This is a genomic window from Microvirga sp. 2TAF3, from assembly GCF_052114965.1.
In the GTDB taxonomy this organism is placed as follows: Bacteria; Pseudomonadota; Alphaproteobacteria; order Rhizobiales; family Beijerinckiaceae; genus Microvirga.
This window is the reverse complement of the sequence record NZ_JBFRFT010000001.1, coordinates 381,966-407,801: the sequence shown is the minus strand read 5'-3', so window position 1 is coordinate 407,801 and position 25,836 is coordinate 381,966. Positions and strand designations below refer to the sequence as shown.

Sequence of the window (25,836 nt, the reverse complement as noted above, 5' to 3'; positions counted from 1 at the left end):
ATGACAGGATGGTTCTCACGAGGTCTTCCGTCCGCCGGTATCTATGTCCCTCCTGCGGCCTGGCTTCTGGACACCCAGTTCAACTATGCGGCCGTGCCGTGGGTCTGCGCCCATCAGGTGCCGCTCATACCGCTTTTTGCGCTCGCCATGGCGGTGTGCAGCCTCTTCGGAGGCTTCCTCTCCTGGCGCGGCTATGTCACGTCGGCGCCGACGCCCTTGCCCGACTCGACGGGGGCCGGACGGCCGCATCGCTTCGTGGCCCTGATGGGCATAGCGATCGCAGCGCTCTTCACCATCGTCATCCTGATCCACGGCGCAGCGGGCCTCGTCTTCCATGGGTGCGAGCGATGAAAGCGCTGGTTTTCATCGTCACATTTCTCGCAGCCGGTGAGGCTCGGGCCCATGCGGGTCATGTGCACTGGCTTGAGGGCGGCACGACTTGGACATGGGATCCGCAGGTCACGCTGCCCCTCGCGCTGTCGGGCGGTCTTTATCTCGTCGGCACGTTGCGCCTGTGGCACCGGGCTGGAACGGGGCGGGGCGTGCGCGTCTGGCAGGCAGTTTGCTTCACGCTCGGTTGGGGGCTCCTCATCTTCGCGCTCGTCACACCGCTTCACTGGCTCGGTGAGCGGCTGTTCTTCGCACATATGATCGAGCACGAAATCCTCATGGCAGCAGCCGCGCCGCTCCTCGTCATGGGTAATCCCGTCGCTATGCTGTGGGCCTTGCCCACAGATCTGCGGCGCATCATCGGCGGAATCGGACAGGCGACAACAGTAGCGCGCTCATGGGCGTGGCTCACCAATCCTCTTGTCGCCACGCTGATCCATGGAACGGCCGTCTGGCTATGGCACGCACCGATTCTTTACGAAGCGGCCTTGTCCAATCCCTGGATTCACTGGCTGCAGCATCTCAGCTTCTTCGTAACCTCCCTCCTGTTCTGGCGCGCCCTGTTGCAAGGCCCGGAACGTGAGCGCAGTTACGGCGTGGCCGTGTTCTATCTCTTCGTCACCTCCCTCCACACGGGTTTCCTCGGCATCCTTCTCTCCCTCACGCGCCACATCATCTATCCGGCGCAGACATCAGGAGCAGCCGAGTGGGGATTGACGCCCCTGGAAGACCAGCAGCTCGCGGGCCTGTTCATGTGGATTCCGGCCGGCCTCGTCTATGCAGGCGCTGCTCTGATCCTCTCAGGGTTCTGGATCGCTCGCTCCAGTTCGTCCCGCTCCAGGGGAGGGCGCCATGCCCATGCGGCGCGCTAGAGGTTGGGCCCCCATCGCGGTGACATTGCTCGCTGGTGTGGCAGGAGCTCTCCTCGGCTTTGGCAAGGATCAACCTGCAGGCAGAAGCAGGAAGGCAGCTCGCCCGGTCTTCGATCCGAAGGCGCATCTCACGGGTATTCACATTCCAAGGCCGGTTCGGGTGCGGCGGCGATTCATTCTTATTGGGCTCGTTCTCGTTCTCCTGACGGGAGCCGGAATCTATGCCGGATACGCGATCAAGTTCGCGCAGGATGCACGTTTGCGCGCTGTCGCCCTCACGGGGGGCAATCCTGATCTCGGCCGCGATCTCACGAGGCGCTACGGCTGCGCAGGCTGCCACACCATTCCTGGCATTCCAGGCGCTCAGGGAAAGGTAGGGCCGACGCTCGAAGGCTTCGCCGCCCGCGTCTATATCGGTGGCGTGGCCACCAACTCGCCCGAGACTCTGATTCAATGGATCGAAGACCCTAAATCCATTGATCCCAAAACCGCGATGCCAGTGACGGGAATCTCGCGAGGCGAGGCCAGACATGTGGCAGCTTATCTCTACTCGCTGCGGTAAAATCGATGGAATGAAAGTCGCTTCATAGGCTCGACGGTGGTCCAAAAGAGTGGTACAAACGCTTCCAGTTGGCAGCTCGTAAGCTATTGAATTTACTATCGTTTGGAGCGGATTGGCACAATCCTCTCCTGGGCACCAACAACACCCTAAGGTGTTGATCCGCTAAGTATCCCAGCAAGCTCATTCATTTTCAGGCCGAACGGCGATGCGACCGCGCGTCGGCACGGCTTGCTGCTTTGAAGCAACCGATCGCTCTGATGGAGCTCTTCTGCCTCCGCGGGAGGTTTGAAGCTCTTCACTCGCGCTGCTCCGCCGTCAGGTGCCAGGGATGGGGCGAGAGATCTGGCGAGATCAGGGTCACGCCGAAGGTCTCGGCGAGGCGGGCTGAGGTCAGCACCGCCTCGCCGAGGCGTCCGGCGTTCAGGAGGACCACGTCGTCGGCTATGCCAGCGGCCAGCTGCAGATCGTGCAGCACGGACCACGACCGTAAGCCCGCTTCGCACGAGGTCGCGCGCCACGTGGATTAACGCGAGCTGGTGCTTCAGATCGAGGCTCGCAATCGGCTCGTCCAGGAGGGGCAGAGGAGGGGAGGAGGCCCCAGGTGGGCCCCCAAGTAGCACCTAGCAAACCCTTATTTCAAACCAGACAAAGCGTTCAGAATCCCGTGGGTTGACCTCCCGTCGGGCACGCATGCTACCTAAGGCGTTCAGCCATTCTCACCGACAACTGGCATCAACGGCGCAACGGTGGCGCACTAAGCGTCGTCGGTGGGCGGCCACTCGGGGGTGGGGCGATTCTTGCGGCCAAGCCTAGGCGCCGCCAAAGGCAATAGTCGAGGCGATGAGATTGAACATTCTCGTGGCCGAGGGTGGCTTCATGTTGCGTACAGGCACCGGCTGAAAGCAATGGACTATCATCCAACGTTCTTCGGTGAAGAACGCGCCTCTTGTGCCCCTTACGAGAAGGCGGCCAGCTTTAGTCACGCCAGAATACTCGGACGCGCCCCCTTTGAGGAGACCAGGACGGTGCCGCTTGTACCCGTGTTCAACCATGTCGCTCACGAAGCCTTCATGGTCCGTCAGAAAGCCCTGTCGGATCTGGCTGTCCGTCGGGGCATTCCCGGCCCGCGTACCAAGCAACACAACGCAGGAGGCACCTGATCCATCCTCCGCCCGGAGCGCGAGATGATTAGCGGCCGGTGGCTGTAGCCTCTCAACCCGCCAATCCTGTGGATGGCGAAATGATATTCCCAAAGTCGAGTCGTGGAACGCGACGGTACTGGGTGGCTGTTGTGCTACAGCTCCATTGCCCCAAACGGCTGCCGCAGCCATCATCAAAACCAACACAATCCTGAGCACGCGCGATTTCCCCCAACAATCTGCAGCTACGTCCGATCAATCTCTGTCGGACTGACAGGCAGCTACCGGCGCCAGATGTCGGCATCCGGTCTGAGTAACCGCCAATCCGAACGGCCAGGAAAATAAGCACGTCAATGACAGCGGTAGCAAGGACGGCGCGGGGATCCGCTATCCGCCGATGAGCTGACCGATCGGCATTGGGCAGGCCTTGTGGACCCCTCGCGCGCCAAGTCACCCTATTTCCTTCTGCTCGCCCGGGACCCGGAGGTTCTGGAGGCTCGGACGAAGACGGATAAGGACATCTTCTACAACGTCAGCAGCGGCCTTCCACGGGCGGAGCGGGAACTCGCGGCGACGGCAACCTCCCGCTTCAACGGCTGCATCTACTGTGCTTCCGTTCATTCGCGCTTCGCGACGGTCCATTCGAAGCGCGGCGAGGATATCCAGCGCCTCCTCGATGAAGGAACAGACGCGGATATCGACAGCCGATGGAACGCCGCCATCGCAGTGTCCGTCGCGCTCACGGCAACGCCCTCGACCTTCAATGATGAACACATTCAAAACCTGCATGCTGCAGGGCTTGACGACCTGGAGATCGTGGATGTCATCAACGGAGCCGTCTTTTTCAACTGGGCCAACCGATTGATGCTGTCTCTCGGCGAGCTGGCGCCGACAGCCAGGGCTCAGCCTTAGATCTTTCAACAAAAGGTATCTATTCGAGTTTTTGGCAAACTCTAAAATATGCGCGCGGTGTAGATGACCTGCTACCGCGCCGTTCCTCTTTAAATTTCCAGTAGCGTGCGTTTAGGGCAAATGAGATGTCGGCCCTTGGCGCAAAGCAGACTTCTTTCGAAGGTCTGCTCTACGGCTTCTCACAGGCGCTTGGTCAGTATTCCTGGCTCGTCGGCCTGAACAGGATCTCGTTCACGTCCACGTCTTCCGGCTGACTCATGGCAAAGGCCACCATGTTCGCGAAGGACTCCGCCGGAATGGCACCTTCATAGGCCTTGCGCATGGCCTCCGCGATGTCGGACTCGGTGATGCTGTCGGGCAGCTCGGTTGCGACCATGCCCGGCGAGATGATGGTGGTGCGGATGTTATAGGGCTTGACCTCCTGTCGAAGTCCCTCGGAGATGATGCGGACCGCATGTTTGGTCGCGGAATAGACAGCGCCTCCTGCCCGCACCTTGTGGCCGGCGACCGAGGACACATTAATGATGTGGCCGCTCTTCTGCTCCTTCATGTGCGGGAGTGCCGCGCCGATGCCATAGAGCACTCCCTTGATGTTCACATCGATCATGCGGTCCCAATCCTCGACCTTGCCGCGTTCAAGCGGCGAGTGCGGCATCAGGCCAGCATTGTTGACGATCACGTCGATGCGTCCATGGGAGTGCACCGCATGGTCCACCAGGCGCCTGACCTGGTCATACTGCGTGACGTCGGTCTGCATGGCGGCATTCTTGCCCAGCGAAAGCTCCTCGGCGATGGTCCGGAGCCTGTCGAGACGCCGTGCGCCCAGCACCAGCTTGGCTCCATCCTGCGCGAGACGGCGCGCCGTCGCCTCGCCAAGGCCGCTGCTGGCCCCCGTGATGACCACCACCTTGTCCTGAATACCCTGCGTCATGGTTTAGCTTTCCCAGTAATCTCGCTTCTGTCCGAAGCCGCCGGTCGTGGTGTCGACATCGTGTGCCGCCACTCAGGCCTCAACCGAAGAGCGACGCGCCCTTCGGCACAATGCCTCTCGGTCCCGTCAACCAACCGCATTGGGCGGAACACTCTGCGCATGTGCGGCGCCCTCAGGGTCGGTCAGCGACGCCATGTCGATCACGAAGCGATACCGCACGTCGCTGCGCTCCATGCGCTCGTAGGCCTCGTTGATCTGCTCCATGTGAATCAACTCGCATTCGGGCAGGATGTTCTTGCGGGCGCAGAAATCCAGCAGCTCTTGGGTCTGGGCGATGCCCCCGATGGGCGAGCCGGCGACGCGCCGCCGCCCGAGCAGGAGGGGCACCGACGACATCTCGTCGAGAGGGCCGACCTGACCGACGATCACCAGCGTGCCGTCCACGTCGAGCAGCGGCAGATACGGCGTGAGATCGTGTCTGTTCGGAACGGTGTCGATGATGAGATCGAAGCCATTGGCGGCTTTAGCCATCGCGTCCGGGTCGGTGGATACGAGAAGCCGGTCGGCGCCGAGAGCTAAGGCATCGGCTTTCTTGTCCGGTGTCCGGCTCATGACGGTCACATGCGCGCCAAGCCCGGCCGCGAGCTTAACCGCCATGTGGCCGAGGCCGCCCAATCCGATCACGCCGACGCGGCTGCCCGGCCCGACATTCCATGTGCGCAGCGGGGAATAGGTCGTGATGCCCGCGCAGAGCAACGGGGCAGCACGGGAGAGGTCGAGACCTTCCGGTACCCGCAGGACGAATTCCTGCCGGACAACGACATGCTTGGAATAGCCGCCCTGGGTCATCTCCTGCGTGATGCGGTCGAAGCCGCCATAGGTCATCGTGTTGCCTTCCCGGCAGAGCTGTTCCTCGCCCCGGCGGCACTGGTCGCAATGCTGGCAACTATCGACCATGCAACCGACGGCGACACGATCGCCGGCCTTGAAGCGCGTGACCTCGGAGCCGACCTCGATCACGCGGCCGACGATCTCGTGGCCCGGCACGACCGGATAGGCAGACCAGCCCCAGTCGTTGCGCGCCCAGTGCAGGTCCGAGTGGCAGACGCCGCAATAGAGAATCTCCATCGCGACATCGTTCGGACGCAGAGCCCGCCGTTCGAACGAGAACGGCGCGAGACGGGCGCCGATGGACGGGGCTGCGTAGCCGAAGGTTTTGTAACGGAAGCTGACCATGGTGTTGGTTTCACTCTTCGGGTTTGTTTGTTGAAAGGCCCACAGGCCGCTTGGCACCGAGCATGACGTCACGCGGACACCGGGCGCTGATGCCGAACGGATGATGCTGGAGGCGATATCCGCCGATCAGCGGTCGACCCTTGCCTGAAGGTTCGGAGGATATCGGTCCCCTTGCACCGTGATTCCGGAGAGGGCGTCATCGATGTCGCGCAGGTCCTCGGACGTCAGTTCGATGGTCGCCGCTCCGATATTCTCCTCGAGGCGATGCAGCTTCGTGGTGCCGGGGATCGGCACGATCCACGGCTTCTGCGCCAGCAGCCATGCGAGCGCGATCTGGGCAGGCGTCGCCTTCTTCCGTTTTGCGATTTCGCCGAGGAGATCGACCAGAGCCTGGTTCGCCTTTCGGGCCTCCGGCGTGAAGCGGGGAACGATGTTGCGGAAATCCTTGCTGTCGAACGTCGTGTTCTCGCTGATGGCGCCCGTAAGAAAGCCTTTGCCCAAGGGGCTGAACGGCACGAAACCGATTCCCAGTTCCTCGAGCGTCGGCAGGATCTCCCGCTCGGGCTCGCGCCACCACAGGGAATACTCACTCTGGAGGGCAGTGACCGGCTGCACCGCGTGAGCGCGGCGGATCGTCTGCGCGCCTGCCTCGGACAGGCCGAAATGCTTCACCTTTCCTTCCTGGATCAGCTCCTTCACCGTTCCCGCCACATCCTCGATCGGCACGTTCGGATCGACACGGTGCTGGTAGAACAGGTCGATCACATCGGTCTTGAGGCGTTTGAGCGCGGCCTCGGCGACCTCCCGAATGTGCTCGGGCCGGCTGTTCATGCCGCTCTGCCCGCCATTGGCATCGAATTCGAAGCCGAACTTCGTCGCGACCACGACCCGGTCGCGGAAGGGGGCAAGAGCCTCGCCCAAAAGCTCTTCGTTCTTGTAAGGACCGTAGGCCTCGGCGGTATCGAAGAAGGTGACACCGCGCTCGAATGCCGTCCGGATCAGCTTGATCGCGTCCTGCGTGTCCGCTGCCGGGCCGTAGCCGTAGCTCAGTCCCATGCATCCGAGGCCGATGGCTGAGACCTCAAGACCACCGTTACCAAGTTTACGCTTCTGCATTGTTCCTTCTCCTTCGACAGATCATTCGGCCCGGTATTGTTCGTCGGTGACATGCTCCATCCAGTCGACGGCCTTGCCGTCGAGCGCCTCCTGAATGGCGATGTGGGTCATCGCCGTAGTCGGTGCCGCGCCGTGCCAATGCTTCTCGCCGGGCTCGAACCAGACCACATCGCCCGGCCCGATTTCCTCGACCGGCCCACCCTCGCGCTGAACCCGGCCGTAGCCTGCGGTGACGATCAGAACTTGGCCGAGGGGATGAGTATGCCATGCGGTGCGGGCGCCGGGCTCGAACGTGACCGCGTTGCCGGCGGCGCGCGCCGGAGCGTTTGCCGGGAACAGAGGGTCGATGCGCACGGTGCCGGTGAACCATTCCGCCGGTCCCTTGCCGGAGGCTTGTGAACCGCTTCGCTTGATTTCCATCGTCCTTCTCCTTCCCTGACCGGGATCTCGAGCTGCCTCAGGACGGCTGAGGAGTTCGACAGGAGGTGATTTAGCGGATGTAGCCGCGGGCGATTAGATGGTAGAACGCGCTTGGACTTATATTTGGAATTCATGAATGCAGCGCGACGAGCTTGGTGACCTAGTGGCCTTCCTCTCTGTGGCGGAGGAACGGAGCTTCACTCGGGCCGCTGCGAAGCTTGGCACCTCGCAATCGGCGCTCAGCCATACGATCAGCCGGCTTGAGGCTCGGCTCGGGGTTCGACTGTTGACGCGCACCACCCGCAGCGTCGCGCCGACCGAGGCGGGCGAACGCCTGCTCCGCACCCTCGGTCCGGCCTTCGACAACATCGACGCGGAGCTGGCCGCCCTGAGCGAGTTCCGTGAGAAGCCCGCCGGCACCATCCGCATCACGACAGGCGAGCATGCCGCCAACGCGATCCTCTGGCCGGTCCTGGAGAAGCTGCTGCCGGACTACCCGGATGTTAAGGTGGAAATCGTCGTCGACCCCGGCCTGACCGATATCGTCGCCGAGCGTTATGACGCCGGCATCCGCCTCGGCGAGCAGGTCGCGCAAGACATGATCGCGGTGCGCATCGGGCCGGATATGCGCATGGCGGTCGCCGGTGCGCCGTCCTACTTCGCAAGGCGGCCAAGGCCGAAGAGGCCGCAGGACCTCGTCGGCCATGACTGCATCAACCTGCGCCTGCCGACATTGGGCGGTCTCTACGCCTGGGAGTTCGAGAAGGATGGACGCGAGCTGAGGGTACGGGTCGAAGGGCAGTTCGCATGCAATGACCTCGCCCTCATTCTCAACGCGGCGCTGGCCGGGTCCGGCCTGGCATACCTGCCCGAGGATCAGGTGAAGGCGCATATTGCCGATGGCCGTCTCATCCACGTGCTCGCGGATTGGTGTCCGCCGTTCTCAGGCTATCACCTCTACTACCCGAGCCGCCGGCAACCGACACCAGCCTTCGCCTTGCTGGTCGAAGCATTGCGCTATCGAGGCTGAAGCCAAGCTTCTGCCGGAGGGAACAGGATTGCAGCCTTTATGCCGCTCCATAGGCTCGATGGTGGAAACAACACCGGTGGACAGCCTCTAAGGCACGGATTTTTCATCGTTTCGGAGCGGATCAGCGTAATTCTCTTCTGAACATCGGCACCCTCAAGGTGTTTTCCGCGATATCGTCAAAGGATAGCGGTGATGGAGCCGGACCTTACGTCCCATTGGACAGGAGGACACCCGTCGGTGTCCTCCCGAACGCATCAGTACCCGTAATACTCTTCCCGGTAGTAACGGCGCGGTGCACCGTAATAGCCATAAGATGGCCTGTCGTAATAACGATACGAAGGTCGGGACGTCGCGCTGAGTATGCCGCCGACGATGGCGCCGGTCACGCCGGCAGCCACGGCGGCGTTGGAGCGACGGTAGGTGTAGCGCGGGGCCGCATAGTAACCCCGATACGGCGCCGCATATCGATAGGCCTTGTGGTGCTTATAGTGACCATAGGCGTGACCTTTGCCAGGACGCGCATCCGCGGATCCGGCAAAGGCGGTGGCAGCGACAAGCGCCGCACCCATCGTAATGACCAGTTTCTTCATGCCCATACTCCGAAAAATTCTGATATGAATAAGATCTGAGCGCGGGAACAGTTCCCCAGGACATGCTTCCGGAGGCGCCGCAATCTGAGAGGTGGCGGGTGTGGGCCCGCTTGCTTCCGGTGAGGTCGATGGACCGGTTTGGGCCATGGCCACGCCTGCAAGGGGAGCGTGGGCTGCCTGACATGCGTTGATGCGGCGGCGTGAACAGGGTAGAGGCTCAGGTCTGACATTTTCGAAAAACCGGACCTCTCATGACCACGCGCTTCCATCGCGGCGACCTGCCCGCCGATTACCAGCCCGGCCCGGCGATCGCGATCGACACCGAGACGCTCGGCCTCAATCCGCATCGGGACAGGCTCTGCGTGGTGCAGATCTCGAAGGGCGACGGCACCGCCGACGTGGTACAGATCCTGAAGGACGGCCCTGTCCCGGAGAATCTGCTGCGCGTGCTCGCCGACGAGAGCGTGCTCAAGATCTTCCACTATGCCCGCTTCGATCTGGCGGTGCTCTTCCATGCCTTCGGTGTCATGCCGCGCCCGGTCTACTGCACCAAGATCGCCTCGCGGCTGGTGCGCACCTATACCGACCGGCACGGCCTGAAGGATCTGGTGCGGGAACTGCTCGGGGTGGATCTCTCGAAGCAGCAGCAATCCTCCGATTGGGGCGCGGAGACGCTCACCCAGGCGCAGCTCGATTATGCCGCCTCGGACGTTCTGCATCTCCATGCCCTGAAGGAAAAGCTCGACCGGATGCTGGAGCGGGAGAACCGGCTCGGCATCGCGCATCAATGCTTCACCTTTTTGCCGGCCCGGGCGCAGCTCGACCTTCTGGGCTGGCCCGAGACGGACATCTTCGCCCATAGTTGACGACCCCTTAAACTTTTGAGGATATAACCTATAAACCGTCATAACTTCGCCATGGCGAACTGGTCATGGCGCCATAACCATTTTGCGGCGAGAGGGATCGTTCAAGCGTGGCGGGATCAAACGGCATGGCGATGCGCAGCGGCTCGGCCTCAAGGTCGGCCTCGCGCCTGCGCGACTTCTCCAAGGCGCGCCGCCATTCCCGCTGGGTTCGCCTCGCCAAGGTCGCCATTCCCCTGGGATCCGTGCTCGCCATGGGGATCGTCGGTCTGGTCGCCTATATCGATCCGTTCCGGAGCATCAAGGGCCTCTCGGTGGAAGCCATCGGCGTCAACGGCACCCAGGTGACTATGGAAAGCCCCAAGCTCACCGGCTTCCGGAACGATTCGCGACCCTATGAGGTGACCGCGAGCCAGGCCACCCAGGATGTCCGCAAGCCCAATTTCGTCGAGCTCAAGGATCTGCGCGCCCGTATCGTCACGGATGAGAAGGGCAGCGTCGCCCGGCTCGAGGCCGCCATCGGCGTTCTCGACACCCAGAAGGAGCAGATGAACCTGCGCCAGGAGGTCCGTGTCCACACCGATGCCGGCCAGCAGGTGAATCTCCGCTCCGCCTTCGTCGATTTCAAGGCCGGAAGGGTGGTCTCCGACGAGCCCGTCACCGTATCGCTCGGCAACGGCCTGATCGAGGCCACGGGCCTTGAGGTGACCGAGAACGGCAAGGTCATGCACTTCAGGGGCCGCGTCCGCACTACGTTCGAGAACGCCGCATCCGATTCTTCCAATCCTCCTTCCGTCTCCCCTGCCGCAGGCCCGCCCGCCCGGCCCGCGCAACCGACAAGTTTCCGCCCATGATGATCTTCCAGCACGCGGCGCTCTTTGGCGCGCTCATCCTCTCGGTTCCGGTCGGGATCCAGGCGGCCTACGCTCAGGCATCGGCCCAGGCTCCCGCGAAGGAGCGTGCGGCGGGCTTCGGCAATTTCGGATCGAGCAAGGAGCCGATCAAGATCGATGCCGACAAGCTCGACGTGTACGACAAGGAAGGCCGCGCGGTGTTCTCCGGCAACGTGGTCGCGGTCCAGGGCGAAAGCACCATGAACTGCACCCTGATGACCGTGCTCTACGAGCAGAGGGGCGGCGGCCAGGGCGGCGGCACCCCCGGCGCGCAGGGGACCGACGACAGCGCAATCAAGAAGATCGACTGCAAGGGTCCGGTCACCATCGTCTCCAAGACCCAGGTCGCCACCGGCAACGACGCCACCTTCGACCGGGTCGCCAACAAGATCTATCTCATCGGCAACGCGGCCCTGAGCGACGGTCCCAACGTGACCCGCGGCGAGCGGGTGGTCTATGACCTCAACACGGGCGTCGCCAACGTGGAAACCAAGCCCGGCGGGCGCGTGCGGGCCCTGTTCGTCCCGGGCAGCAACAATGGGGCCGAGGGTGGCGCAGGCGGCGCGAACAATGCTAAGCCGAAGCCGCAGAAGCCGGCGACGAACTGACGTCGCGCGCTTTCGTCCTTTCTTTGTCCTGTCGCAGTGATCGCCCCTTTGAAATCCCTTTTCAGCCGCTCCCCCGCCGCATCCTCCGCCGCGCCGCCCTATCTCAAGGCGGAGCAGGGCCGGGGCCTGCCGGCCTTCGACCCCAAGGAGGGCACCGCCGCCTTCGGCGGGCCGGGGATCCTGGCCGTCAAAGGGCTGCAGAAGAGCTACCGCGGCCGCACCGTGGTGCATGACGCCGCGTTGAACGTGCGCGCAGGCGAGGCCGTCGGCCTCCTCGGCCCGAACGGCGCGGGCAAGACCACGATCTTCTACATGATCACGGGCCTCGTCTCGGCGGATCGCGGCCTCATCAGCCTCGACGGGCATGACGTGACCCATCTGCCGATGTATCGCCGCGCCCGCCTCGGCATCGGCTATCTGCCGCAGGAGGCCTCGATCTTCCGTGGCCTCAACGTGGAAGACAACATCCGCGCGGTGCTCGAGATCGTCGAGCCGAGCCGCAAGGAGCGCGAGCGCAAGCTCGATGCGCTTCTCGACGAGTTCAACATCACGCGGTTGCGCAAATCGCCCTCCATCGCGCTTTCGGGCGGCGAGCGGCGGCGCTGCGAAATCGCCCGGGCGCTCGCCGGCGAGCCAACCTTCATGCTGCTCGACGAGCCTTTCGCGGGCATCGACCCGATCGCGGTCGGCGATATCCAGAACCTCGTGCGCCATCTGACCCGGCGCGGCATCGGCGTGCTCATCACCGACCACAACGTGCGCGAAACGCTGGGCCTCATCGACCGCGCCTACATCATTCATTCGGGCCGCGTGCTCACGGAAGGCCGTCCGGATGCCATCGTCGCCAACGAGGATGTGCGCCGTCTCTATCTCGGCGAGGATTTCCGCCTCTAGAGCATCGTGCGCAAAAGTGGCCCCGGTTTTGCGGCCACACGATGCTCTCGCCAAAAGAGAAAGCATCGGATGATGCGAGAAAGTGGGTCCGCTTTTCCGCACGCTGCGCCCGGGCATTTCCCGTCAAGCATCACTGAAATGCTCTCACCCTGCGGCAACCTGTCTTTGACGGTCCCGATGCGTCACGATAAACCTTAGCCAAGGCATGCAAGAAGTATGCCGGGAGGTTTCCGGGATGCGGACATGAGTTCAACGCAACGGCTGGAACTTCGGCAGGGCCAATCCCTGACCATGACGCCGCAGTTGCTGCAATCGATCAAGCTCCTGCAGCTCTCCCATCTCGAGCTGTGCGCCTATGTGGAGGCGGAACTCGAGCGCAATCCCCTGCTTCAGCAGGTCGAGGGCGAGCCTGCCGGATCCGTCGCCGGGAAAGCCGCGGCCACGGCCAGGAACGAGGCTGTCATCGGCCGGATCTTCCCGCATGTCCAGGCCCATCGCCGCGCGGCGACGATGGCGGGGAGCGGGGGAGGCGGGGGCGGTTCGGTTTCCAGCGAAGCGGCATCCGATCTGGACTCCACCCTCGCCGGCTCTTCAAGCCTCGCCGAGCACCTGGAAGCCCAGCTCGACCTTGCCACCGTCGATCCCGTCCTGCGCGAAATCGGGCGTTATCTCATCCGCAATCTCGATGAGGCGGGTTATCTGGCCGAGGATCTGGAGGAGACCGCCGACAGGCTCGGCATGCCGCCGGCCAGGGCCGAGGCCGCGCTCGCCCTGATCCAGGGTTTCGAGCCCACCGGAATCGGCGCGCGCAGCCTCGCGGAATGCCTGGCGCTTCAGCTTCGCGAACGCGACAGGCTGGACCGGCCCATGGAGATCCTGCTCGGCCGCCTCGATCTGGTGGCGCGGGGTGATTTCGCCGCTCTGCAGCGCCTCTGCGGCGTCGACGGCGAGGATCTGGACGAAATGCTGGCCGAGATCCGCCGCCTGGAGCCGAAACCCGGCCTCGCCTTCGCACCGGCTGTCGTCGATGTGCTCGTGCCGGATGTGCTGGTGCGGGCGGCTCCCGAGGGTGGCTTCGTGGTCGAGCTCAACCCTCATACGCTCCCCCGCATCCTGTTCGACAAGTCGTATTATGCGACGGTGGCGCAATCGGCCCGCAGCGAGACCGACAAGAGCTTTCTCTCGGATTGCCTGCAGAGCGCCCATTGGCTCACCCGCAGCCTCGATCAGCGGGCGACGACGATCCTGAAAGTCGCCACCGAGATCGTGCGGCGGCAGGAAGACTTCTTCCGGCATGGCGTCGCGCATCTGCGCCCGCTGACCCTGCGGGCCGTCGCGGAGGAGATCGGCATGCACGAATCCACAATCTCCCGGGTTACCGCCAACAAGGCGATCGGCACGATTCGCGGCACCTTCCCGATGAAGTATTTTTTTGGCGGCTCACTTTCCGGCGCCGGGGGCGGGCATTCCTCCAAGGCCGTGCGGCACAGGATCCGGCAGCTCGTGGAGGCCGAACAGCCCGGCTTCGTGCTTTCGGATGATGCAATTGCTCAAAAACTGAAAGCCGATGGCATCGATATCGCCCGGCGGACGGTCGCTAAATACAGGGAGGCGCTCCTCATCCCATCATCCGCCCTTCGCCGCCGGATCAAGAAACAACGGCGCGGCCCGTAATCGGCCTAGTCAAGTCTTGTATTGGGAACCGGAAGCATCATCATCATACAAATGTCGCGCGTCACACAGCGGCTTTTCCGTCAAGAGTGCAGAGGGAGGGAAAAACATGACATTGAGGGTATCCGGCAAGAATCTCGATATCGGTGAAGCCCTGAGGACGCAGGTGGAAGCGCGCATGGCGACGGCGCTGATGCAATATTTCGACGGAGGCTATTATGGCCACGTGACGGTCACCCGCGACGGTACGGGATTCCGAACGGATTGCGTCCTGCACCTGCCCACCGGCATGACCCTCGAAGCCTCCGGCGCCGCTCACGACGCCTATGCCAGTTTCGACCAGACCGCCCAGCGAATCGAAAAGCGGCTGCGCCGCTATAACGGGCGGCTCAAGCATCATCCGGTTTCCTCCAACGGGCGCGGCGGGCTCGAAGCGAGCTACGCGGTGTTCGAAGCGCCGTCCGACGAAACCGTCGAGGAAGAGGCATACCACCCTGTGGTCATTGCCGAGACGACGAAGCCGCTGCATCGTTTCTCGGTGAGCAATGCGGTGATGCAGCTCGATCTGACGGGAGTTCCGGCGCTTGTCTTCATCCACGCTAGCACCGGCCGCGTGAACGTCGTATACCGCCGCAGCGACGGGGCGATCGGTTGGGTCGATCCGCCGCTAGGCCAGCCTTGAGGCAGCCTTCCTTTTTTGGCCCGAGATTTGCTTGGAAGGGCGCGAGGCCGTGTCGGCTTCACAACGGATGTAGCTTGTTCGATGCCTTTGCTGGACTTTCTTGATCCCCAGGCTGTCCTGCCTGCCCTGCGCGTCAGCGGCAAGAAGCAGGCCTTGCAGGAAATTTCGTCTCATGCGGCCAAGCTGGTCGGCCTGAGCGAGAGCACCATCTATGAGGCGCTGCTGCAGCGCGAGCGTCTGGGCTCGACCGGAATCGGGGAGGGCATCGCCATTCCCCACGGGAAGTTGCCTGGGCTCACACGCATCTTCGGGCTGGTGGCGCGGCTCGAGAAACCCATCGATTTCGAGGCCCTTGACGGGCAGCAGGTCGATATCCTCTTTCTCCTCCTGGCCCCCGAGGGGGCCGGGGCCGATCACCTGAAGGCTCTGGCGCGGGTTGCCCGCGTCCTGCGCGAGCCCGGCCTCGTCGAGCGGGTCCGCGCCACGCGGGACGCCAATGCCCTTTATGCGATCATGACCGAGATGCCGAAGGCGGCCTGAGGCCCCATCGCTCCGGCCGTCCCTGTGCCGTGACAGCCGGCGCCTTTTGTCATTCCCGGCGCGCCGAGGCGCGGGAGGGAACACCCCCACAGCCTCATCCTGAGGAGCGAAGCGTCTCGAAGGATCAGGCATCTCCAGCGCGCCCTGGATCCTCCTTCGAGACGCCGCTGCGCGGCTCCTCAGGATGAGGACGGAGGGCGGTCGAGGGACATGCGCCGTCAGGGTTTCTGGGCGATTTCCCAAACCAGCTGGACGTTCGAGATGTAGCGAAGGGTCGCCGGAGGAACGATCGGGATTTCCTCGGCCGGAGCCGCCGCTTTCATGGTCATCATGCGCATGTCGCGCTGCGGCTCGTAGGGCTGGACAGACCCGTCGCGGATTTCCATAAGCCGGCCGAGGGTCACGCCCGCCGCATCGGCATAGAGGTCGGCCTGCCGCCTGGCATCGCGAACGGCGGCGCGCCGGGCTTCGTCGCCGCCCGCCTCCTGGCGGTCGAGCCCGAACGAGACCGACTGAAACAGCATGTTGGGGCTCGCCAGGATCTCGCCCGCCAGCCGCCCGACGCCGTCGAGATCGCGGGTCGTGATTCGCAGGCGGTGATTCGCCGTGAATTTCGGCACCTTGATCTCCTTGCCGGTATTGTCCATCCGAGGCGGCGTCTGGAAAACCTGGAAATTCTCGGTGCGGATATCCTCTTTCTTGATCCCGAGGGACTGGATGCGCGCCAGCACCTCCTCCGAGGAGGCGCGGTTCGCATCCACCGCCTTGCCCACCGTGTCGCCCTGGGTTTCGACCGCAACGAATATGCGGGCGAAATCGGGCTTCAGCTGCGCTTCGCCGGTGCCCATGACGCTGATTGTGGCGGGGCGCGGCGCGGCGGCGTCCTGGGCGAGGGCGGGGGCAGCGAGGAAAGAGGCGGCAAAGGCCGCCAACATGGCGCGGCGCATGGTCGAAACGTCTCCCTGAAATGACTGCTCCGCCCTTAAGGCGGAGCAGGAAGATCTTTTCATGATCCGGGATGGATCCTGAGCGGTGGATTAACGGCCGGTCTTCACCCGGGTCCAGAGCCGGGTCACGGTGCGTTGCGAGCGGTCGTCGTAGGCCGTGTTGGTGAACAGGCGCTTGAAGGTCGCCTCGTCCGGATAGATGCCGGGATCGTTCAGGATCTCCGGCTTGACGAACTGCTTCGCGGCCAGATTCCCAGAGGCGTAGGACACGAAGTTGGTGTTCATGGCGGCGATCTCGGGCTTCAGCATGAAGTTGATGAATTCATGAGCCTCGGCCACGTTCTTGGCGTCGGCCGGGATCGCGAAGCTGTCGAACCACATCAGCGCGCCCTCGCGCGGGATGATATAGGCGATCTCGACGCCGTTCTTTGCCTCCTCGGCGCGCTTCCTGGCCTGGATCATGTCGCCGGAATAGCCGACCGCCACGCAGATATCGCCGTTGGCGAGCGCGTTGATGTATTCCGAGGAATGGAATTTCTGGATATTGCCGCGGACGCGGAACAGGGCGTCCCCCGCCTTGGTCAGGTCCTCGTTGCGCTTCGAATCCGGGTTGAGGCCGAGATAGGCGAGGACGCCGGGGAAGAGATCCTCGGGTGAGTCGAGCATGTAGATGCCGCAGGCCTTCAGCTTGGAGGACAGTTCCGGCTTCATCACCAGATCCCAGGTGTTGAGCGGAATGTCGCCGAGGATATCGCGCACCTTCTTCACGTTGATGCCGATACCCGTGGTGCCCCACATGTAATTGACGGCGTACTGGTTGCCGGGATCGAACACCGCCAGGCGCTTCGAGATTTCCGGCCATAGGTTGGCGAGGTTCGGCAGCTTCGACTTGTCGAGCTTCTGGAACACCTTCGCGCCGATCTGGCGCTGCAGGAAGGGGCCGGACGGCACGACGATGTCGTAGCCGGACTTGCCGGCCAGAAGCTTGGTCTCGACGATCTCGTTATTGTCATAGGTGTCATAGACGACCTTGATGCCGGTCGCCTTCGTGAACTCATCCAACGCCTTGGGGTCGATGTAATCGGACCAGTTATAGACGTTGACGGTGCGCTGCTGGGCGGCAGCGGCGGTGACAAGGCCGAGAGTAAGGACGGCCGAAACGAGAAAGCGGATCATCTCAAGCGAAACTCCCAAAGGGTTGTTGACCCCGGGAGGCTAAGATTTTCCGCATCAAGAAACAATGTTGAAGAATGGCCCAAGGCAGAGCTTCCCAAGAGGTTTTTGCTCAAGCGGCCTCTTTGGCCACTTTTGCGAGCCGCTCCAGGCCCGCGTCGAGCGTCTCGTCCTTCTTGGCGAAGCAGAAGCGCACCACATTCTTCACCGCTCCCTCGGCATAGAAGGCCGAGACCGGGATGGCGGCGACGCCGTGATCCATGACGAGACGGCGGCAGAAGGCGACGTCGTCGGTTTCGCCCAAGGGCGTGATGTCGATGTTGAGGAAGTAGGTGCCCTGGCTCGGGATGACCTCGAAGCCCAGCGTCTTCAGGCCCGCCGTGAAACGGTCGCGGCTTCTGGCGAAATCGCGCCGCATGGTCTCGAAATAGCTATCATCCTTGGCAAGCCCGTAGGCTACGGCCGTCTGCAGGTTGGGCGGCGTGGTGAAGGTCAGGAACTGGTGGGATTTCGCCAGCACCTTCATGATGTGCGGCGCGGCGCAGACGAAGCCGACTTTCCAGCCCGTGAGGCTGAAGATTTTTCCGGCCGAGCCGATCTTCACGGAGCGCTCGCGCATGCCTTCGAGCCCGAGAACCGGCTGGAGCCTGCGACCGTCGAAGACCACGTGCTCCCAGACCTCGTCCGAGATGGCGATGGCGTCGAACTTGCGGCAAAAATCGGCCAGAAGCGCCAGATCCTCGGGCGAGAAGATCGTGGCCGTCGGGTTGAGGGGATTGTTGAACAGAACCGCCTTGGTCTTCGGCGAGAACGCCTTGGAGAGAGCCTCCTCGGTCAGTCGGAAATGGGGCGGCTGAAGCGTCACGAATTTTGGGATGCCGCCGGCGAGCCGCACGAGCGGGAGATAGGCATCGTACATGGGCTCGAACAGCACGACCTCGTCGCCCGGCTCGACGATGCCGAGAATGGCCCCCGCGAGCGCCTCCGTGGCGCCGGAGGTCACCATGACCTCGGTGTTGGCATCGAGATCGAGCCCCTGCCAATGCTTGTAATGGGCGGCGATGGCTGAGCGCAGCTCAGGCAATCCCATCATCGAGGGATATTGGTTGTAGCCGTTCAGCACCGCATCCGCCGCCTTGCGGCGCACGTCCTCCGGCCCCGGATCGTCTGGAAAGCCTTGTCCGAGATTGATCGCGCCTTTTTCCCGCGCAAGGCCCGACATCACCTCGAAGATCGTGGTCGGAATATTGGCGAAGATCGGGTTCATGCGGCTGTCTCGTTCGTTGGTGACGCAAGGGCTGACCCGTTCGTAGCACGGAGTCGGGACAGATCGAACCGGCTTCGGCGGTGCGCTCCCTTTCCGGTCACTAGGACCGCCACCGTCATTCCGGGGCCGCGTGAGCGGAGTCCGGAACCCATAAGCGCTGAGGTTTTCGGATAAGATGCTGCCGTCGCGGATAAATTTGTGAATGTCAGCGGCTATGGGTTTCCCCGCCTCGCGTGGCCCTTCGGGTCGGGCTCGCCTGCGGCGCCCCGGAATGACAAAGGGACCAAGCCAAAAGGCTGCTTTGTCCGCATCCATGGGGTGACACTGCCCCTCCCTGTTGCTATCGCCATCGCGCGTAACGAAAAAGCCGCCATGCTCCCCTCCCGGACGCTCCTCCTTCCCGGCCTCGCGATCCTCATCGTGGTCTTAAGCTGCGCCTCGCTCGCTATCGGGCCGGCGCCGATCTCGCCCGCGATGGCGGTGAAGGCGCTCGTCTCGGATCAGGGCAGCGCCAGCATCGTGGTGCGGGACATCCGCCTGCCGCGCACCCTGCTCGCGCTCATGGTCGGCTGGATCTTCGGCCTCACGGGCGCGGGCCTGCAGGGATTGCTGCGCAATCCGCTCGCCGATACGGCGGTGTTCGGCGCGCCCCAGGCCTCGGCCCTGGGAGCGGTGCTGGTGCTCTATTTCGGCCTCGTCGGGGCTCTTTCCTGGGCTTTGCCTATTGCCGCCATCGCGGGCGCGCTCGTCTCCATTGCCCTGGTGGTGGCGGTGGCGGGGCGCAATACCACGGTGGTGGTCCTCGTGCTCGCGGGGTTGGCCGTGGGCGGCCTCGCGGGGGCGGGGACGTCGCTGGCGATCAGCCTGTCGCCGAACCCCTTCGCGGTCACCGAGATCGTGTTCTGGCTGCTCGGCTCCTTCGAGGACCGCTCGATGGTCCATGTCCTGCTCGCCGCGCCCTTCATCCTCGCCGCGACGATCGCGCTCCTCGCGGCTGCGGCGGGTCTGCGGGCGCTGGCCTTGGGCGAAGAGACGGCAAGGAGCCTCGGAGTGAACGTGGTCCGCCTGCGGCTTCTCATCGTCGGGGGCGCGGCCATCGGCACGGGCGCGTCCGTGGCGGTGGCGGGCTCGATCGGCTTCGTCGGCCTCGTCGCGCCGCATCTGGTTCGCCCCTTCGTCGGGTACGATCCGGCCCGGACCATGGTGCCTGCGGGCCTTGCCGGCGCGGCCCTGCTGCTCGCGGCGGATTGCGCCGTGCGCCTCATCCCGTCGGGCACGGAGGTCAAGATCGGGGTGCTGACCGCCATCCTGGGCGTGCCGTTCTTCCTCTGGGTCATCGCCCGCCGCAAGGCGGAGCTCGCGGAGACGCCCGCATGATGCGTCTCGCCGCCCAATCCCTCTCGGTCCGCCTCGGCCGCAATCAGGCCCTGTCCGCGGTCGATCTGTCCCTGGAGCCCGGGCGCTTCACGGTGATTCTCGGGCCCAACGGAGCGGGCAAATCGACCCTGCTGCGGGCATTGGCCGGGCTTCTTGCGCCATCCGAGGGAAGCGTGACGCTCTCCGGCGCACCGGTGGCGCGGATGCGCTCCGCCGAACGGGCGCGGGCCATCGCCTATCTGCCGCAGAGCGGCAATGTCGCATGGCCTTTAGCCGTGGCGAGCGTGGTCGCCCTCGGCCGCCTGCCCCATGGCGAGGCGCCCGATGCCCTGCCGCCCGCAGGCCGCGCGGCGGTTGCCGCCGCCATCGCTTCCGTCGGCCTGCAGGGGTTCGAGGACCGCCCCGCCACCGAGCTTTCCGGCGGCGAGCGCGCCCGCGTCCTCCTTGCCCGGGCCCTTGCGACGAAGGCGCCCGTGCTCCTGGTGGACGAGCCGATCGCGGCCCTCGATCCGCGCCATGAGCTGATCGTGCTCGACGTGCTCAAGGCCCATGCCCGCTCGGGCGCGCTCGTCGTCGCCATCATGCACAATCTCACCCTGGCGGCCCGTTTCGCCGACTACATCGTGCTTCTCGACCACGGACGCGTCCGGGCCCATGCCCCGCCCGCGGAGGTGCTGACCGAAGCGCAGCTTGCGGCGAGCTTCGGCATCGCGGCCCACATCGCCCACGAGGAGGGCGGCCTCGTGGTCGTCGCCGACCGCCCCCTGCCCGAGTCGTGATCCCGTTCCCTGGAAGGGGGCGGCCTGGCTGGCTTACATTGACAAAGCCTCAGGCCCGGCTGATACCGCCTTGCAAAATGTGACAAGGGCCCATGACCAGGCAGGATTTCAAGAAAACCCTCATCATCGTGCATGATCTCGTGATGACGGCGGTCGCCATCCTCGCGACCTTCTTCGTGCGCTTCGATGGATTTCTCCTCGAAGACCGTCTGCGCCAATTGCCGCTGTTCCTGCCACCCTTCGTGGCCTTCGCCGGCGTGGTCTACTGGTTCTTCCAGCTCTATCGCTCCAAGTGGCGCTTCGCCTCTCTGCCCGATCTGTTCAACATCTTCCGGGCTTCCAGCGTCCTTGCCCTGACGCTGCTCGTCATCGATTACCTTCTCGTCTCGCCGCAGCTTTTCGGCTTCTACTTCTTCGGCAAAATCACCATCGCCCTCTACTGGCTGATCCAGATGTTCCTGCTGGGCGGCCCGCGCCTTGCCTTCCGCTATGTGAAATACGCCCGCTCCCGCAACACCATCGAGCGGGACGCCAATACGCCGACCCTGCTGCTCGGGCGCGGCGGCGACACGGAAGTGGTGCTGCGTGCCATCGAATCGGGTGCGCTCAAGAAGCTGCAGCCGAAGGGGATTCTGTCCCATCGCGCCGACGAGCTCGGGCAATCGATTCGCGGCGTACCGGTGCTCGGCACCTTCGCCGATCTCAATCAGGTGATTCAGGATTTCCAGGAACGCGGCGTCCCCATCCGCCGCCTCGTCGCGACCCCGAGCGCGCTGGCGCCGGAGGCCCAGCCCGACATGCTGATCGCCCGCGCCCGCCGACTCGGCCTGCCGCTGGTGCGGGTGACGAGCCTCGGCGAAGGCATGCGCGACGCGGAGCTGGCGCCGCTCGAAATCGAAGATCTGCTCCTGCGTCCCACCGTGCAGATCGATCGCAACCGGCTCGAGCATTTCATTCGCGGCAAGCGGGTCCTGGTGACGGGCGGCGGCGGCTCCATCGGGTCCGAGATCTGCACCCGCGTCGTGGCCTTCGGCGCGAGCGATCTCCTGATTCTGGAGAGTTCCGAGCCCTCCCTGCACGGCATTCTCGAAAATCCTACCATTCTCTCCAGCGACACCAACGTGGATGGCGTCATCGCCGACGTGCGCGACCGCGAACGCATCCGCGAGGTGATGATGGAGTTCCAGCCGGACGTGGTCTTCCACGCCGCCGCGCTCAAGCATGTTCCCTATCTGGAAAAGAACTGGACCGAGGGCATCAAGACCAACGTGTTCGGCTCCGTGAACGTGGCCGACGCGGCGGTGGAGGCCGGCACGGGCGCCATCGTCATCATCTCCACCGACAAGGCCATCGACCCGGTCTCGATGCTCGGCGCCACCAAGCGCTTCGCCGAGATGTATGGGCAGGCGCTCGATGCCGAATTCATGGGACGCAACCGCGCGACGCGGCTGATAGCCGTGCGCTTTGGCAACGTGCTGGGCTCCGTCGGTTCCGTGGTGCCGAAATTCAAGGCGCAGATAGCACGCGGCGGCCCCGTCACCGTCACGCATCCGGACATGGTGCGCTACTTCATGACCACCCGCGAGGCGGCGGATCTCGTGCTCACCTCCGCCTCCCATGCTGATGCGGAAGGCCGCACCCTGACGGATGGCGCCAACAGCGACGAGCGCACCTCGATCTATGTGCTCAAGATGGGCCAGCCGGTCCGCATCTATGAACTGGCGGAGCGCATGATTCGCCTCGCCGGCTACGAGCCCGGCGACGAGATCGAGATTTCCGTCACCGGCACTCGCCCCGGCGAGCGCCTGCACGAAATCCTCTTCGCCCGCGAGGAGCCCCGCGCCGAGATCGGCATCGACGGCGTCATGGCGGCGCGGCCGATCTTCGCGGATCGCGCCCGGGTCAGTCAGTGGCTCGAGCGGCTGGCCGGGGCCATCGAGGCGGGCGACCGCGAGGCGGCGGAGCAGGTTTTCGAGGAAGCGATCCCGGAATTCACGCGCCGGACGAAGACGCCGTCTCGGCCAGCCGAGCCAGCCCGTCTCGCGTCGAGCTGACCGGCTGCCAGCCCAGGCGCTTCAAGGCCTCCGGGCTGGCGACAAGGGACCCCGCGAGCCGCTCATAGGCCTCGCCGCGTCCGGCAAGCGCTGCGGCCGCCTGCAGCAGGAAGGCCGGAACCGGGATCAGCCCGGGCTTGCGGCCGAGGCCCGCACGCAGGGAAGCCACGATTTCAGGCACCGTCACCGGCTCGGGATCGGCCACGATGAAGGGCCGCTTCAAGGGGCCGGGCGCTCTCAGGACCGCGTCCACTGCCGCCGTGAGATTGTCGAGGGAGAGAAGTGAGCGCCGGGCCCGCAGGCCGCCGAGCGGCAGCGGCCAGGGCGATTGCGCCAGCTTGAGAAGCGCCGCCATGTTGCCCTTCACGCCCGGCCCGTAGACGAGCGCGGGGCGCAACGCCACCCAGTCGAGGCCAAGTGCGCCAAGCCCCTCTTCGGCTTCGAGCTTGGAGCGGCCGTAAGGATCCGTCGGAAGTGGCGTGCGATCCTCCGTCAGGACGTCCTGCGCCACCGGCCCGCTCTGGGCGCGGATGGAAGAGAGAAACACGAAGCGCTTCACGCCCGCCCGTTCGGCGGCCTGAGCGAGGCCGATCGTGCCCTGCGTGTTGATGGCGCGGTAATCATCCTCCGGCATGCCGGACATGGCATGCGCCAGACCCGCCGAATGGATCACCGCATCCACGTCGCGCAAGGCGGCGGACATGTTGTAGGGCTTGGCGATGTCGCCGATCACCGCGCTCGTCGCGCCTTCCGGCACCTCGGAGGGGCGGCGCAGCAGCACGCGGACCTGGTAGCCGCGCTTCGGCAGCTCGGTGAGAAGGTGGCGGCCGATGAAGCCTGTCGCGCCGGTCAGGGCAATCAGGGGCGCGTTCATCGGACAATCTCCGGATGGGGTCGGGAGAAGCGCCTGAGCATCAAGCCGACGAGGATCACGCCCGCAACCAGGCTCGCGCCCTGCACGAGAATCGACGGCCATTGGATCGTCACTGCCGCCAGGATGGCGAGCTCGATGTTGAGCGCGAGCACACGCCCGCTCACCGACAATGCGGAAAAGCCGTTATCGGTGGCCTTCTGATAGAAATGGGAGCGATGCGCCTCCCACACCTTTTCGCCGCGCGCAAGGCGGCGCAGAAGCGTGATGGTCGCATCCATGAGGTAATAGAGCGGCAGCAGCAGCGCGGCGGCGAGCGCGCCCGATCCGGCAAGCTGCAACAGCATCCAGCCGACGAGAAGGCCGATGGGGAGAGAACCCACATCGCCGAGAAAGAGCCGGGCGACGGGCTTGTTGAAGGGGGCGAAGCCGAGGAGCGCGCCGCAAAGGGCGGTCGCGGTCAGGGCAGCAGGCACCGGCAGCAACCCTGCCGCGCCCGCGATTGCGATGAAGGCCGTGATCGGCACCATTTCGGCGACGGTGATCCAGTCGAGCCCATCCATGAAGTTGACGAGATTTACGAACCAGACGCCGCCAAGAATCAGAATGGCGCGTTCCAGGGAGAGGGGCACGATCTCAGGGAAAATCCGAAAGTCGGCGACGAGCACGACGGCCGCAACCGCAAGCAGTTGCAGCAGAAGGCGCGGGGCCGCGGGCAGGGGCCGGATGTCGTCGACGGCTCCCACGAGCCCGAGCAGGATCGAAGCGACGGCGACGATCAGAAAGGTGCCGAGCGGCATTCCCAGCCAGACCAGAAGGACGGCCGCGACGAGGATGGTCGCGGCGAGAATGGCGATGCCCCCGCCCTGCGGCGTCGGAATCCTGTGGCTCGACCGCGCATTCGGGCGCGCGAGCGCATAGCGGACGAGCAGGGGTTTCAGCGTTGTGATGAGAAGCGCCGAAAGGAGCGCCGAGACGATGAGGGCAAGGATGAGCAGCATGTCAGGCGCCGTGATAATCCTTGTACCACGCCACGAACCGGCGGACGCCCTCCTCCAGCGAGGTCGAAGGCGCGAAGCCCACGTCGCGGCGCAGGTCCGTCACGTCGGCGCGGGTTTCCAGTACGTCGCCGGGGGGCAGGGGCTTGTCGACGCGGATCGCCTTTCGGCCGAGCGCCTCCTCGATGATGGCGATGAGGCGGTTCACCTCTTCCGGATTGTCGTTGCCGATATTGTAGACCCGGTGCGGCGCGGCGCTGGTGGCGGGATCCGGATGTTCCGCGTTCCATGACGGATCGGCGGCGGCGGTCCGGTCCACGAGGCGCACGATGCCCTCCACGATGTCGTCCACGTAGGTGAAGTCGCGCCAGACCTTGCCCGCATTGGCGACCTGGATCTCGCGGCCCTCGGCGATGGCGCGGGTGAAGGTATAGACCGCCATGTCCGGGCGTCCCCAGGGGCCGTAGACCGTGAAGAAGCGCAGGCCCGTGGAAGGAAGGCCGAAGAGATGCGCATAGGAATGCGCCATCATCTCGTTCGCCTTCTTCGTCGCCGCATAGACGCTGATCGGGTGATCCGCCGTGTCGTGTTCGGAAAACGGCAATTTGCGGTTCGCGCCGTAGACGGAGCTCGACGAGGCATAGACGAGATGCGCGATGCCGCCATGGCGACAGGCCTCCAGCATGTTGACGAAGGCCACCAGATTCGAGCGGGCATAGGGTTGAACGTCGACGAAGCGCACGCCGGGCTGGGCGGCGAGATGGATCACGCGCTCGAAGCGATGGCGCCGGAAGAGATCATTCGTCGCCTCCTGATCGGCGAGATCGATCCGCTCAGGCGTGAAGGTGTTGTGCGGGGTCAGGTTCGCGAAGCGGGCTTCCTTCAGGCCCACGTCGTAATAGGGCGTGAAGCTGTCGACCCCGACCACGTGATGCCCATCCTTGAGCAGCCGCTGGGCGACATGAAAACCGATGAAACCGGCGGCGCCGGTGACGAGGATGGGGGCTGACATCGAAAGGGA

At 64.3% G+C, this 25,836-nt stretch carries 27 protein-coding genes and 1 pseudogene; 16 read left to right on the top strand and 12 right to left on the bottom strand.

Annotation, left to right across the window (positions count from 1 at the left end):
• From AB4Y97_RS01845 to AB4Y97_RS01835, 3 genes are read left to right on the top strand one after another with little or no spacing between them, the layout of a single operon-like run.
• The gene (locus tag AB4Y97_RS01845) at positions 1–351 is read left to right on the top strand and encodes a hypothetical protein (protein WP_441997284.1); all 351 of its coding nucleotides are present in this window, start codon (positions 1–3) and stop codon (positions 349–351) included.
• The gene (locus AB4Y97_RS01840) at positions 348–1,262 is read left to right on the top strand and encodes a cytochrome c oxidase assembly protein (RefSeq protein ID WP_441997283.1); all 915 of its coding nucleotides are present in this window, start codon (positions 348–350) and stop codon (positions 1,260–1,262) included. Before AB4Y97_RS01845 ends, AB4Y97_RS01840 begins: the two co-directional genes overlap by 4 nt.
• On the top strand, positions 1,243–1,824 hold the full coding sequence (locus tag AB4Y97_RS01835) for a c-type cytochrome (protein WP_441997282.1): 582 nt from the start codon (positions 1,243–1,245) through the stop codon (positions 1,822–1,824). Before AB4Y97_RS01840 ends, AB4Y97_RS01835 begins: the two co-directional genes overlap by 20 nt.
• A gap of 295 nt (positions 1,825–2,119) precedes the next feature.
• Here AB4Y97_RS01835 and AB4Y97_RS01830 read toward each other — a convergent pair whose 3' ends face one another.
• The gene (locus AB4Y97_RS01830; RefSeq protein WP_441997281.1) at positions 2,120–2,257 is read right to left on the bottom strand and encodes a hypothetical protein; all 138 of its coding nucleotides are present in this window, start codon (positions 2,255–2,257) and stop codon (positions 2,120–2,122) included.
• 592 nt (positions 2,258–2,849) lie between these two features.
• On the opposite strand from AB4Y97_RS01830, the gene AB4Y97_RS01825 reads away from it, so the two are divergent.
• A complete protein-coding gene (locus AB4Y97_RS01825; RefSeq protein WP_441997280.1) occupies positions 2,850–2,984 on the top strand; it encodes a hypothetical protein in 135 nt (44 codons plus the stop codon).
• Positions 2,985–3,344: 360 nt separating this feature from the next.
• A pseudogene (locus AB4Y97_RS01820) lies at positions 3,345–3,875 on the top strand (alkylhydroperoxidase domain protein); the annotation flags it as partial.
• 193 nt (positions 3,876–4,068) lie between these two features.
• Here AB4Y97_RS01820 and AB4Y97_RS01815 read toward each other — a convergent pair.
• The 4 genes from AB4Y97_RS01815 to AB4Y97_RS01800 all read right to left on the bottom strand — a co-directional run bounded on the left by AB4Y97_RS01815 (position 4,069) and on the right by AB4Y97_RS01800 (position 7,578).
• The gene (locus AB4Y97_RS01815) at positions 4,069–4,806 is read right to left on the bottom strand and encodes an SDR family oxidoreductase (RefSeq protein ID WP_441997279.1); all 738 of its coding nucleotides are present in this window, start codon (positions 4,804–4,806) and stop codon (positions 4,069–4,071) included.
• A 126-nt stretch (positions 4,807–4,932) separates the two neighbouring features.
• Positions 4,933–6,042, bottom strand: a complete 1,110-nt coding sequence (locus AB4Y97_RS01810) for an NAD(P)-dependent alcohol dehydrogenase (protein ID WP_441997278.1) — start codon at positions 6,040–6,042, stop codon at positions 4,933–4,935.
• Positions 6,043–6,168: 126 nt separating this feature from the next.
• Complete coding sequence (locus tag AB4Y97_RS01805) at positions 6,169–7,158, bottom strand: aldo/keto reductase (RefSeq protein WP_441997277.1); 990 nt, start codon at positions 7,156–7,158, stop codon at positions 6,169–6,171.
• A gap of 21 nt (positions 7,159–7,179) precedes the next feature.
• A complete protein-coding gene (locus AB4Y97_RS01800; RefSeq protein WP_441997276.1) occupies positions 7,180–7,578 on the bottom strand; it encodes a (R)-mandelonitrile lyase in 399 nt (132 codons plus the stop codon).
• A gap of 136 nt (positions 7,579–7,714) precedes the next feature.
• Between AB4Y97_RS01800 and AB4Y97_RS01795 the strand changes: the two genes are divergently transcribed.
• Positions 7,715–8,608 carry a LysR family transcriptional regulator gene (locus AB4Y97_RS01795; RefSeq protein WP_441997275.1) on the top strand — a complete coding sequence of 298 codons (894 nt, stop codon included), beginning with the start codon at positions 7,715–7,717 and terminating at the stop codon, positions 8,606–8,608.
• Positions 8,609–8,862: 254 nt separating this feature from the next.
• Here the strand turns inward: AB4Y97_RS01795 and AB4Y97_RS01790 are convergent, their stop codons facing one another.
• A complete protein-coding gene (locus AB4Y97_RS01790; RefSeq protein ID WP_441997274.1) occupies positions 8,863–9,198 on the bottom strand; it encodes a hypothetical protein in 336 nt (111 codons plus the stop codon).
• Between the two features lie 251 nt (positions 9,199–9,449).
• On the opposite strand from AB4Y97_RS01790, the gene AB4Y97_RS01785 reads away from it, so the two are divergent.
• The 7 genes from AB4Y97_RS01785 (at position 9,450) to ptsN (ending at position 15,349) form a co-directional block, all read left to right on the top strand.
• On the top strand, positions 9,450–10,064 hold the full coding sequence (locus tag AB4Y97_RS01785) for a ribonuclease D (protein ID WP_441997273.1): 615 nt from the start codon (positions 9,450–9,452) through the stop codon (positions 10,062–10,064).
• 125 nt (positions 10,065–10,189) lie between these two features.
• Positions 10,190–10,915 carry an LPS export ABC transporter periplasmic protein LptC gene (lptC, locus tag AB4Y97_RS01780; protein ID WP_441997272.1) on the top strand — a complete coding sequence of 242 codons (726 nt, stop codon included), beginning with the start codon at positions 10,190–10,192 and terminating at the stop codon, positions 10,913–10,915.
• On the top strand, positions 10,912–11,562 hold the full coding sequence (locus AB4Y97_RS01775) for an LptA/OstA family protein (protein WP_441997271.1): 651 nt from the start codon (positions 10,912–10,914) through the stop codon (positions 11,560–11,562). The genes lptC and AB4Y97_RS01775 overlap by 4 nt, the downstream gene beginning before the upstream one ends.
• 36 nt (positions 11,563–11,598) lie before the next feature.
• Positions 11,599–12,456 (top strand): LPS export ABC transporter ATP-binding protein, encoded by an 858-nt coding sequence (lptB, locus tag AB4Y97_RS01770; protein ID WP_441997270.1) that lies wholly within the window; start codon positions 11,599–11,601, stop codon positions 12,454–12,456.
• A gap of 243 nt (positions 12,457–12,699) precedes the next feature.
• On the top strand, positions 12,700–14,130 hold the full coding sequence (gene rpoN / locus AB4Y97_RS01765) for an RNA polymerase factor sigma-54 (protein ID WP_441997269.1): 1,431 nt from the start codon (positions 12,700–12,702) through the stop codon (positions 14,128–14,130).
• A gap of 106 nt (positions 14,131–14,236) precedes the next feature.
• On the top strand, positions 14,237–14,809 hold the full coding sequence (gene hpf / locus AB4Y97_RS01760) for a ribosome hibernation-promoting factor, HPF/YfiA family (protein ID WP_441997268.1): 573 nt from the start codon (positions 14,237–14,239) through the stop codon (positions 14,807–14,809).
• Between the two features lie 81 nt (positions 14,810–14,890).
• Positions 14,891–15,349 (top strand): PTS IIA-like nitrogen regulatory protein PtsN, encoded by a 459-nt coding sequence (gene ptsN / locus AB4Y97_RS01755; protein ID WP_441997267.1) that lies wholly within the window; start codon positions 14,891–14,893, stop codon positions 15,347–15,349.
• A gap of 218 nt (positions 15,350–15,567) precedes the next feature.
• On the opposite strand, the gene AB4Y97_RS01750 is transcribed toward ptsN, so the two are convergent.
• From AB4Y97_RS01750 to AB4Y97_RS01740, 3 genes are all read right to left on the bottom strand, one after another.
• Entirely contained in the window at positions 15,568–16,359 is a 792-nt protein-coding gene (locus AB4Y97_RS01750) for an SIMPL domain-containing protein (protein WP_441997266.1), read from the bottom strand.
• A gap of 27 nt (positions 16,360–16,386) precedes the next feature.
• On the bottom strand, positions 16,387–17,472 hold the full coding sequence (locus tag AB4Y97_RS01745; protein ID WP_441997265.1) for a polyamine ABC transporter substrate-binding protein: 1,086 nt from the start codon (positions 17,470–17,472) through the stop codon (positions 16,387–16,389).
• Between the two features lie 109 nt (positions 17,473–17,581).
• Entirely contained in the window at positions 17,582–18,736 is a 1,155-nt protein-coding gene (locus tag AB4Y97_RS01740; RefSeq protein ID WP_441997264.1) for an aminotransferase, read from the bottom strand.
• 372 nt (positions 18,737–19,108) lie between these two features.
• Between AB4Y97_RS01740 and AB4Y97_RS01735 the strand changes: the two genes are divergently transcribed.
• From AB4Y97_RS01735 to AB4Y97_RS01725, 3 genes are all read left to right on the top strand, one after another.
• A complete protein-coding gene (locus AB4Y97_RS01735; protein ID WP_441997407.1) occupies positions 19,109–20,113 on the top strand; it encodes a FecCD family ABC transporter permease in 1,005 nt (334 codons plus the stop codon).
• Complete coding sequence (locus tag AB4Y97_RS01730; protein ID WP_441997263.1) at positions 20,110–20,892, top strand: ABC transporter ATP-binding protein; 783 nt, start codon at positions 20,110–20,112, stop codon at positions 20,890–20,892. The genes AB4Y97_RS01735 and AB4Y97_RS01730 overlap by 4 nt, the downstream gene beginning before the upstream one ends.
• A 92-nt stretch (positions 20,893–20,984) precedes the next feature.
• Positions 20,985–22,946 carry an SDR family NAD(P)-dependent oxidoreductase gene (locus AB4Y97_RS01725; RefSeq protein ID WP_441997262.1) on the top strand — a complete coding sequence of 654 codons (1,962 nt, stop codon included), beginning with the start codon at positions 20,985–20,987 and terminating at the stop codon, positions 22,944–22,946.
• Here AB4Y97_RS01725 and AB4Y97_RS01720 read toward each other — a convergent pair.
• Genes AB4Y97_RS01720 through AB4Y97_RS01710 form a run of 3 tightly spaced genes read right to left on the bottom strand, consistent with a single transcriptional unit; the run spans position 22,885 to position 25,827 of the window.
• The gene (locus AB4Y97_RS01720; RefSeq protein ID WP_441997261.1) at positions 22,885–23,820 is read right to left on the bottom strand and encodes an NAD-dependent epimerase/dehydratase family protein; all 936 of its coding nucleotides are present in this window, start codon (positions 23,818–23,820) and stop codon (positions 22,885–22,887) included. The genes AB4Y97_RS01725 and AB4Y97_RS01720 overlap by 62 nt on opposite strands.
• The gene (locus tag AB4Y97_RS01715; RefSeq protein WP_441997260.1) at positions 23,817–24,818 is read right to left on the bottom strand and encodes a glycosyl transferase; all 1,002 of its coding nucleotides are present in this window, start codon (positions 24,816–24,818) and stop codon (positions 23,817–23,819) included. The genes AB4Y97_RS01720 and AB4Y97_RS01715 overlap by 4 nt, the downstream gene beginning before the upstream one ends.
• Position 24,819: 1 nt before the next feature.
• Positions 24,820–25,827 (bottom strand): NAD-dependent epimerase/dehydratase family protein, encoded by a 1,008-nt coding sequence (locus tag AB4Y97_RS01710; RefSeq protein WP_441997259.1) that lies wholly within the window; start codon positions 25,825–25,827, stop codon positions 24,820–24,822.
• Positions 25,828–25,836: the final 9 nt, after the last annotated feature.

Excerpts from the sequence above, each read along its gene's own strand:
- AB4Y97_RS01720 (WP_441997261.1), bottom strand. The coding sequence starts at position 23,820 with ATGAACGCGCCCCTGATTGCCCTGACCGGCGCGACAGGCTTCATCGGC.
- AB4Y97_RS01715 (WP_441997260.1), bottom strand. The coding sequence starts at position 24,818 with ATGCTGCTCATCCTTGCCCTCATCGTCTCGGCGCTCCTTTCGGCGCTT.
- AB4Y97_RS01805 (WP_441997277.1), bottom strand. The coding sequence starts at position 7,158 with ATGCAGAAGCGTAAACTTGGTAACGGTGGTCTTGAGGTCTCAGCCATC.
- AB4Y97_RS01795 (WP_441997275.1), top strand. The coding sequence starts at position 7,715 with ATGCAGCGCGACGAGCTTGGTGACCTAGTGGCCTTCCTCTCTGTGGCG.
- AB4Y97_RS01785 (WP_441997273.1), top strand. The coding sequence starts at position 9,450 with ATGACCACGCGCTTCCATCGCGGCGACCTGCCCGCCGATTACCAGCCC.
- AB4Y97_RS01735 (WP_441997407.1), top strand. The coding sequence starts at position 19,109 with ATGCTCCCCTCCCGGACGCTCCTCCTTCCCGGCCTCGCGATCCTCATC.
- AB4Y97_RS01790 (WP_441997274.1), bottom strand. The coding sequence starts at position 9,198 with ATGAAGAAACTGGTCATTACGATGGGTGCGGCGCTTGTCGCTGCCACC.
- AB4Y97_RS01810 (WP_441997278.1), bottom strand. The coding sequence starts at position 6,042 with ATGGTCAGCTTCCGTTACAAAACCTTCGGCTACGCAGCCCCGTCCATC.
- AB4Y97_RS01815 (WP_441997279.1), bottom strand. The coding sequence starts at position 4,806 with ATGACGCAGGGTATTCAGGACAAGGTGGTGGTCATCACGGGGGCCAGC.
- rpoN (WP_441997269.1), top strand. The coding sequence starts at position 12,700 with ATGAGTTCAACGCAACGGCTGGAACTTCGGCAGGGCCAATCCCTGACC.
- ptsN (WP_441997267.1), top strand. The coding sequence starts at position 14,891 with ATGCCTTTGCTGGACTTTCTTGATCCCCAGGCTGTCCTGCCTGCCCTG.
- AB4Y97_RS01775 (WP_441997271.1), top strand. The coding sequence starts at position 10,912 with ATGATGATCTTCCAGCACGCGGCGCTCTTTGGCGCGCTCATCCTCTCG.
- AB4Y97_RS01845 (WP_441997284.1), top strand. The coding sequence starts at position 1 with ATGACAGGATGGTTCTCACGAGGTCTTCCGTCCGCCGGTATCTATGTC.
- AB4Y97_RS01740 (WP_441997264.1), bottom strand. The coding sequence starts at position 18,736 with ATGAACCCGATCTTCGCCAATATTCCGACCACGATCTTCGAGGTGATG.
- AB4Y97_RS01710 (WP_441997259.1), bottom strand. The coding sequence starts at position 25,827 with ATGTCAGCCCCCATCCTCGTCACCGGCGCCGCCGGTTTCATCGGTTTT.
- AB4Y97_RS01725 (WP_441997262.1), top strand. The coding sequence starts at position 20,985 with ATGACCAGGCAGGATTTCAAGAAAACCCTCATCATCGTGCATGATCTC.
- AB4Y97_RS01800 (WP_441997276.1), bottom strand. The coding sequence starts at position 7,578 with ATGGAAATCAAGCGAAGCGGTTCACAAGCCTCCGGCAAGGGACCGGCG.
- AB4Y97_RS01745 (WP_441997265.1), bottom strand. The coding sequence starts at position 17,472 with ATGATCCGCTTTCTCGTTTCGGCCGTCCTTACTCTCGGCCTTGTCACC.
- AB4Y97_RS01835 (WP_441997282.1), top strand. The coding sequence starts at position 1,243 with ATGCCCATGCGGCGCGCTAGAGGTTGGGCCCCCATCGCGGTGACATTG.
- lptC (WP_441997272.1), top strand. The coding sequence starts at position 10,190 with ATGGCGATGCGCAGCGGCTCGGCCTCAAGGTCGGCCTCGCGCCTGCGC.
- AB4Y97_RS01730 (WP_441997263.1), top strand. The coding sequence starts at position 20,110 with ATGATGCGTCTCGCCGCCCAATCCCTCTCGGTCCGCCTCGGCCGCAAT.
- AB4Y97_RS01840 (WP_441997283.1), top strand. The coding sequence starts at position 348 with ATGAAAGCGCTGGTTTTCATCGTCACATTTCTCGCAGCCGGTGAGGCT.
- AB4Y97_RS01750 (WP_441997266.1), bottom strand. The coding sequence starts at position 16,359 with ATGAAAAGATCTTCCTGCTCCGCCTTAAGGGCGGAGCAGTCATTTCAG.
- hpf (WP_441997268.1), top strand. The coding sequence starts at position 14,237 with ATGACATTGAGGGTATCCGGCAAGAATCTCGATATCGGTGAAGCCCTG.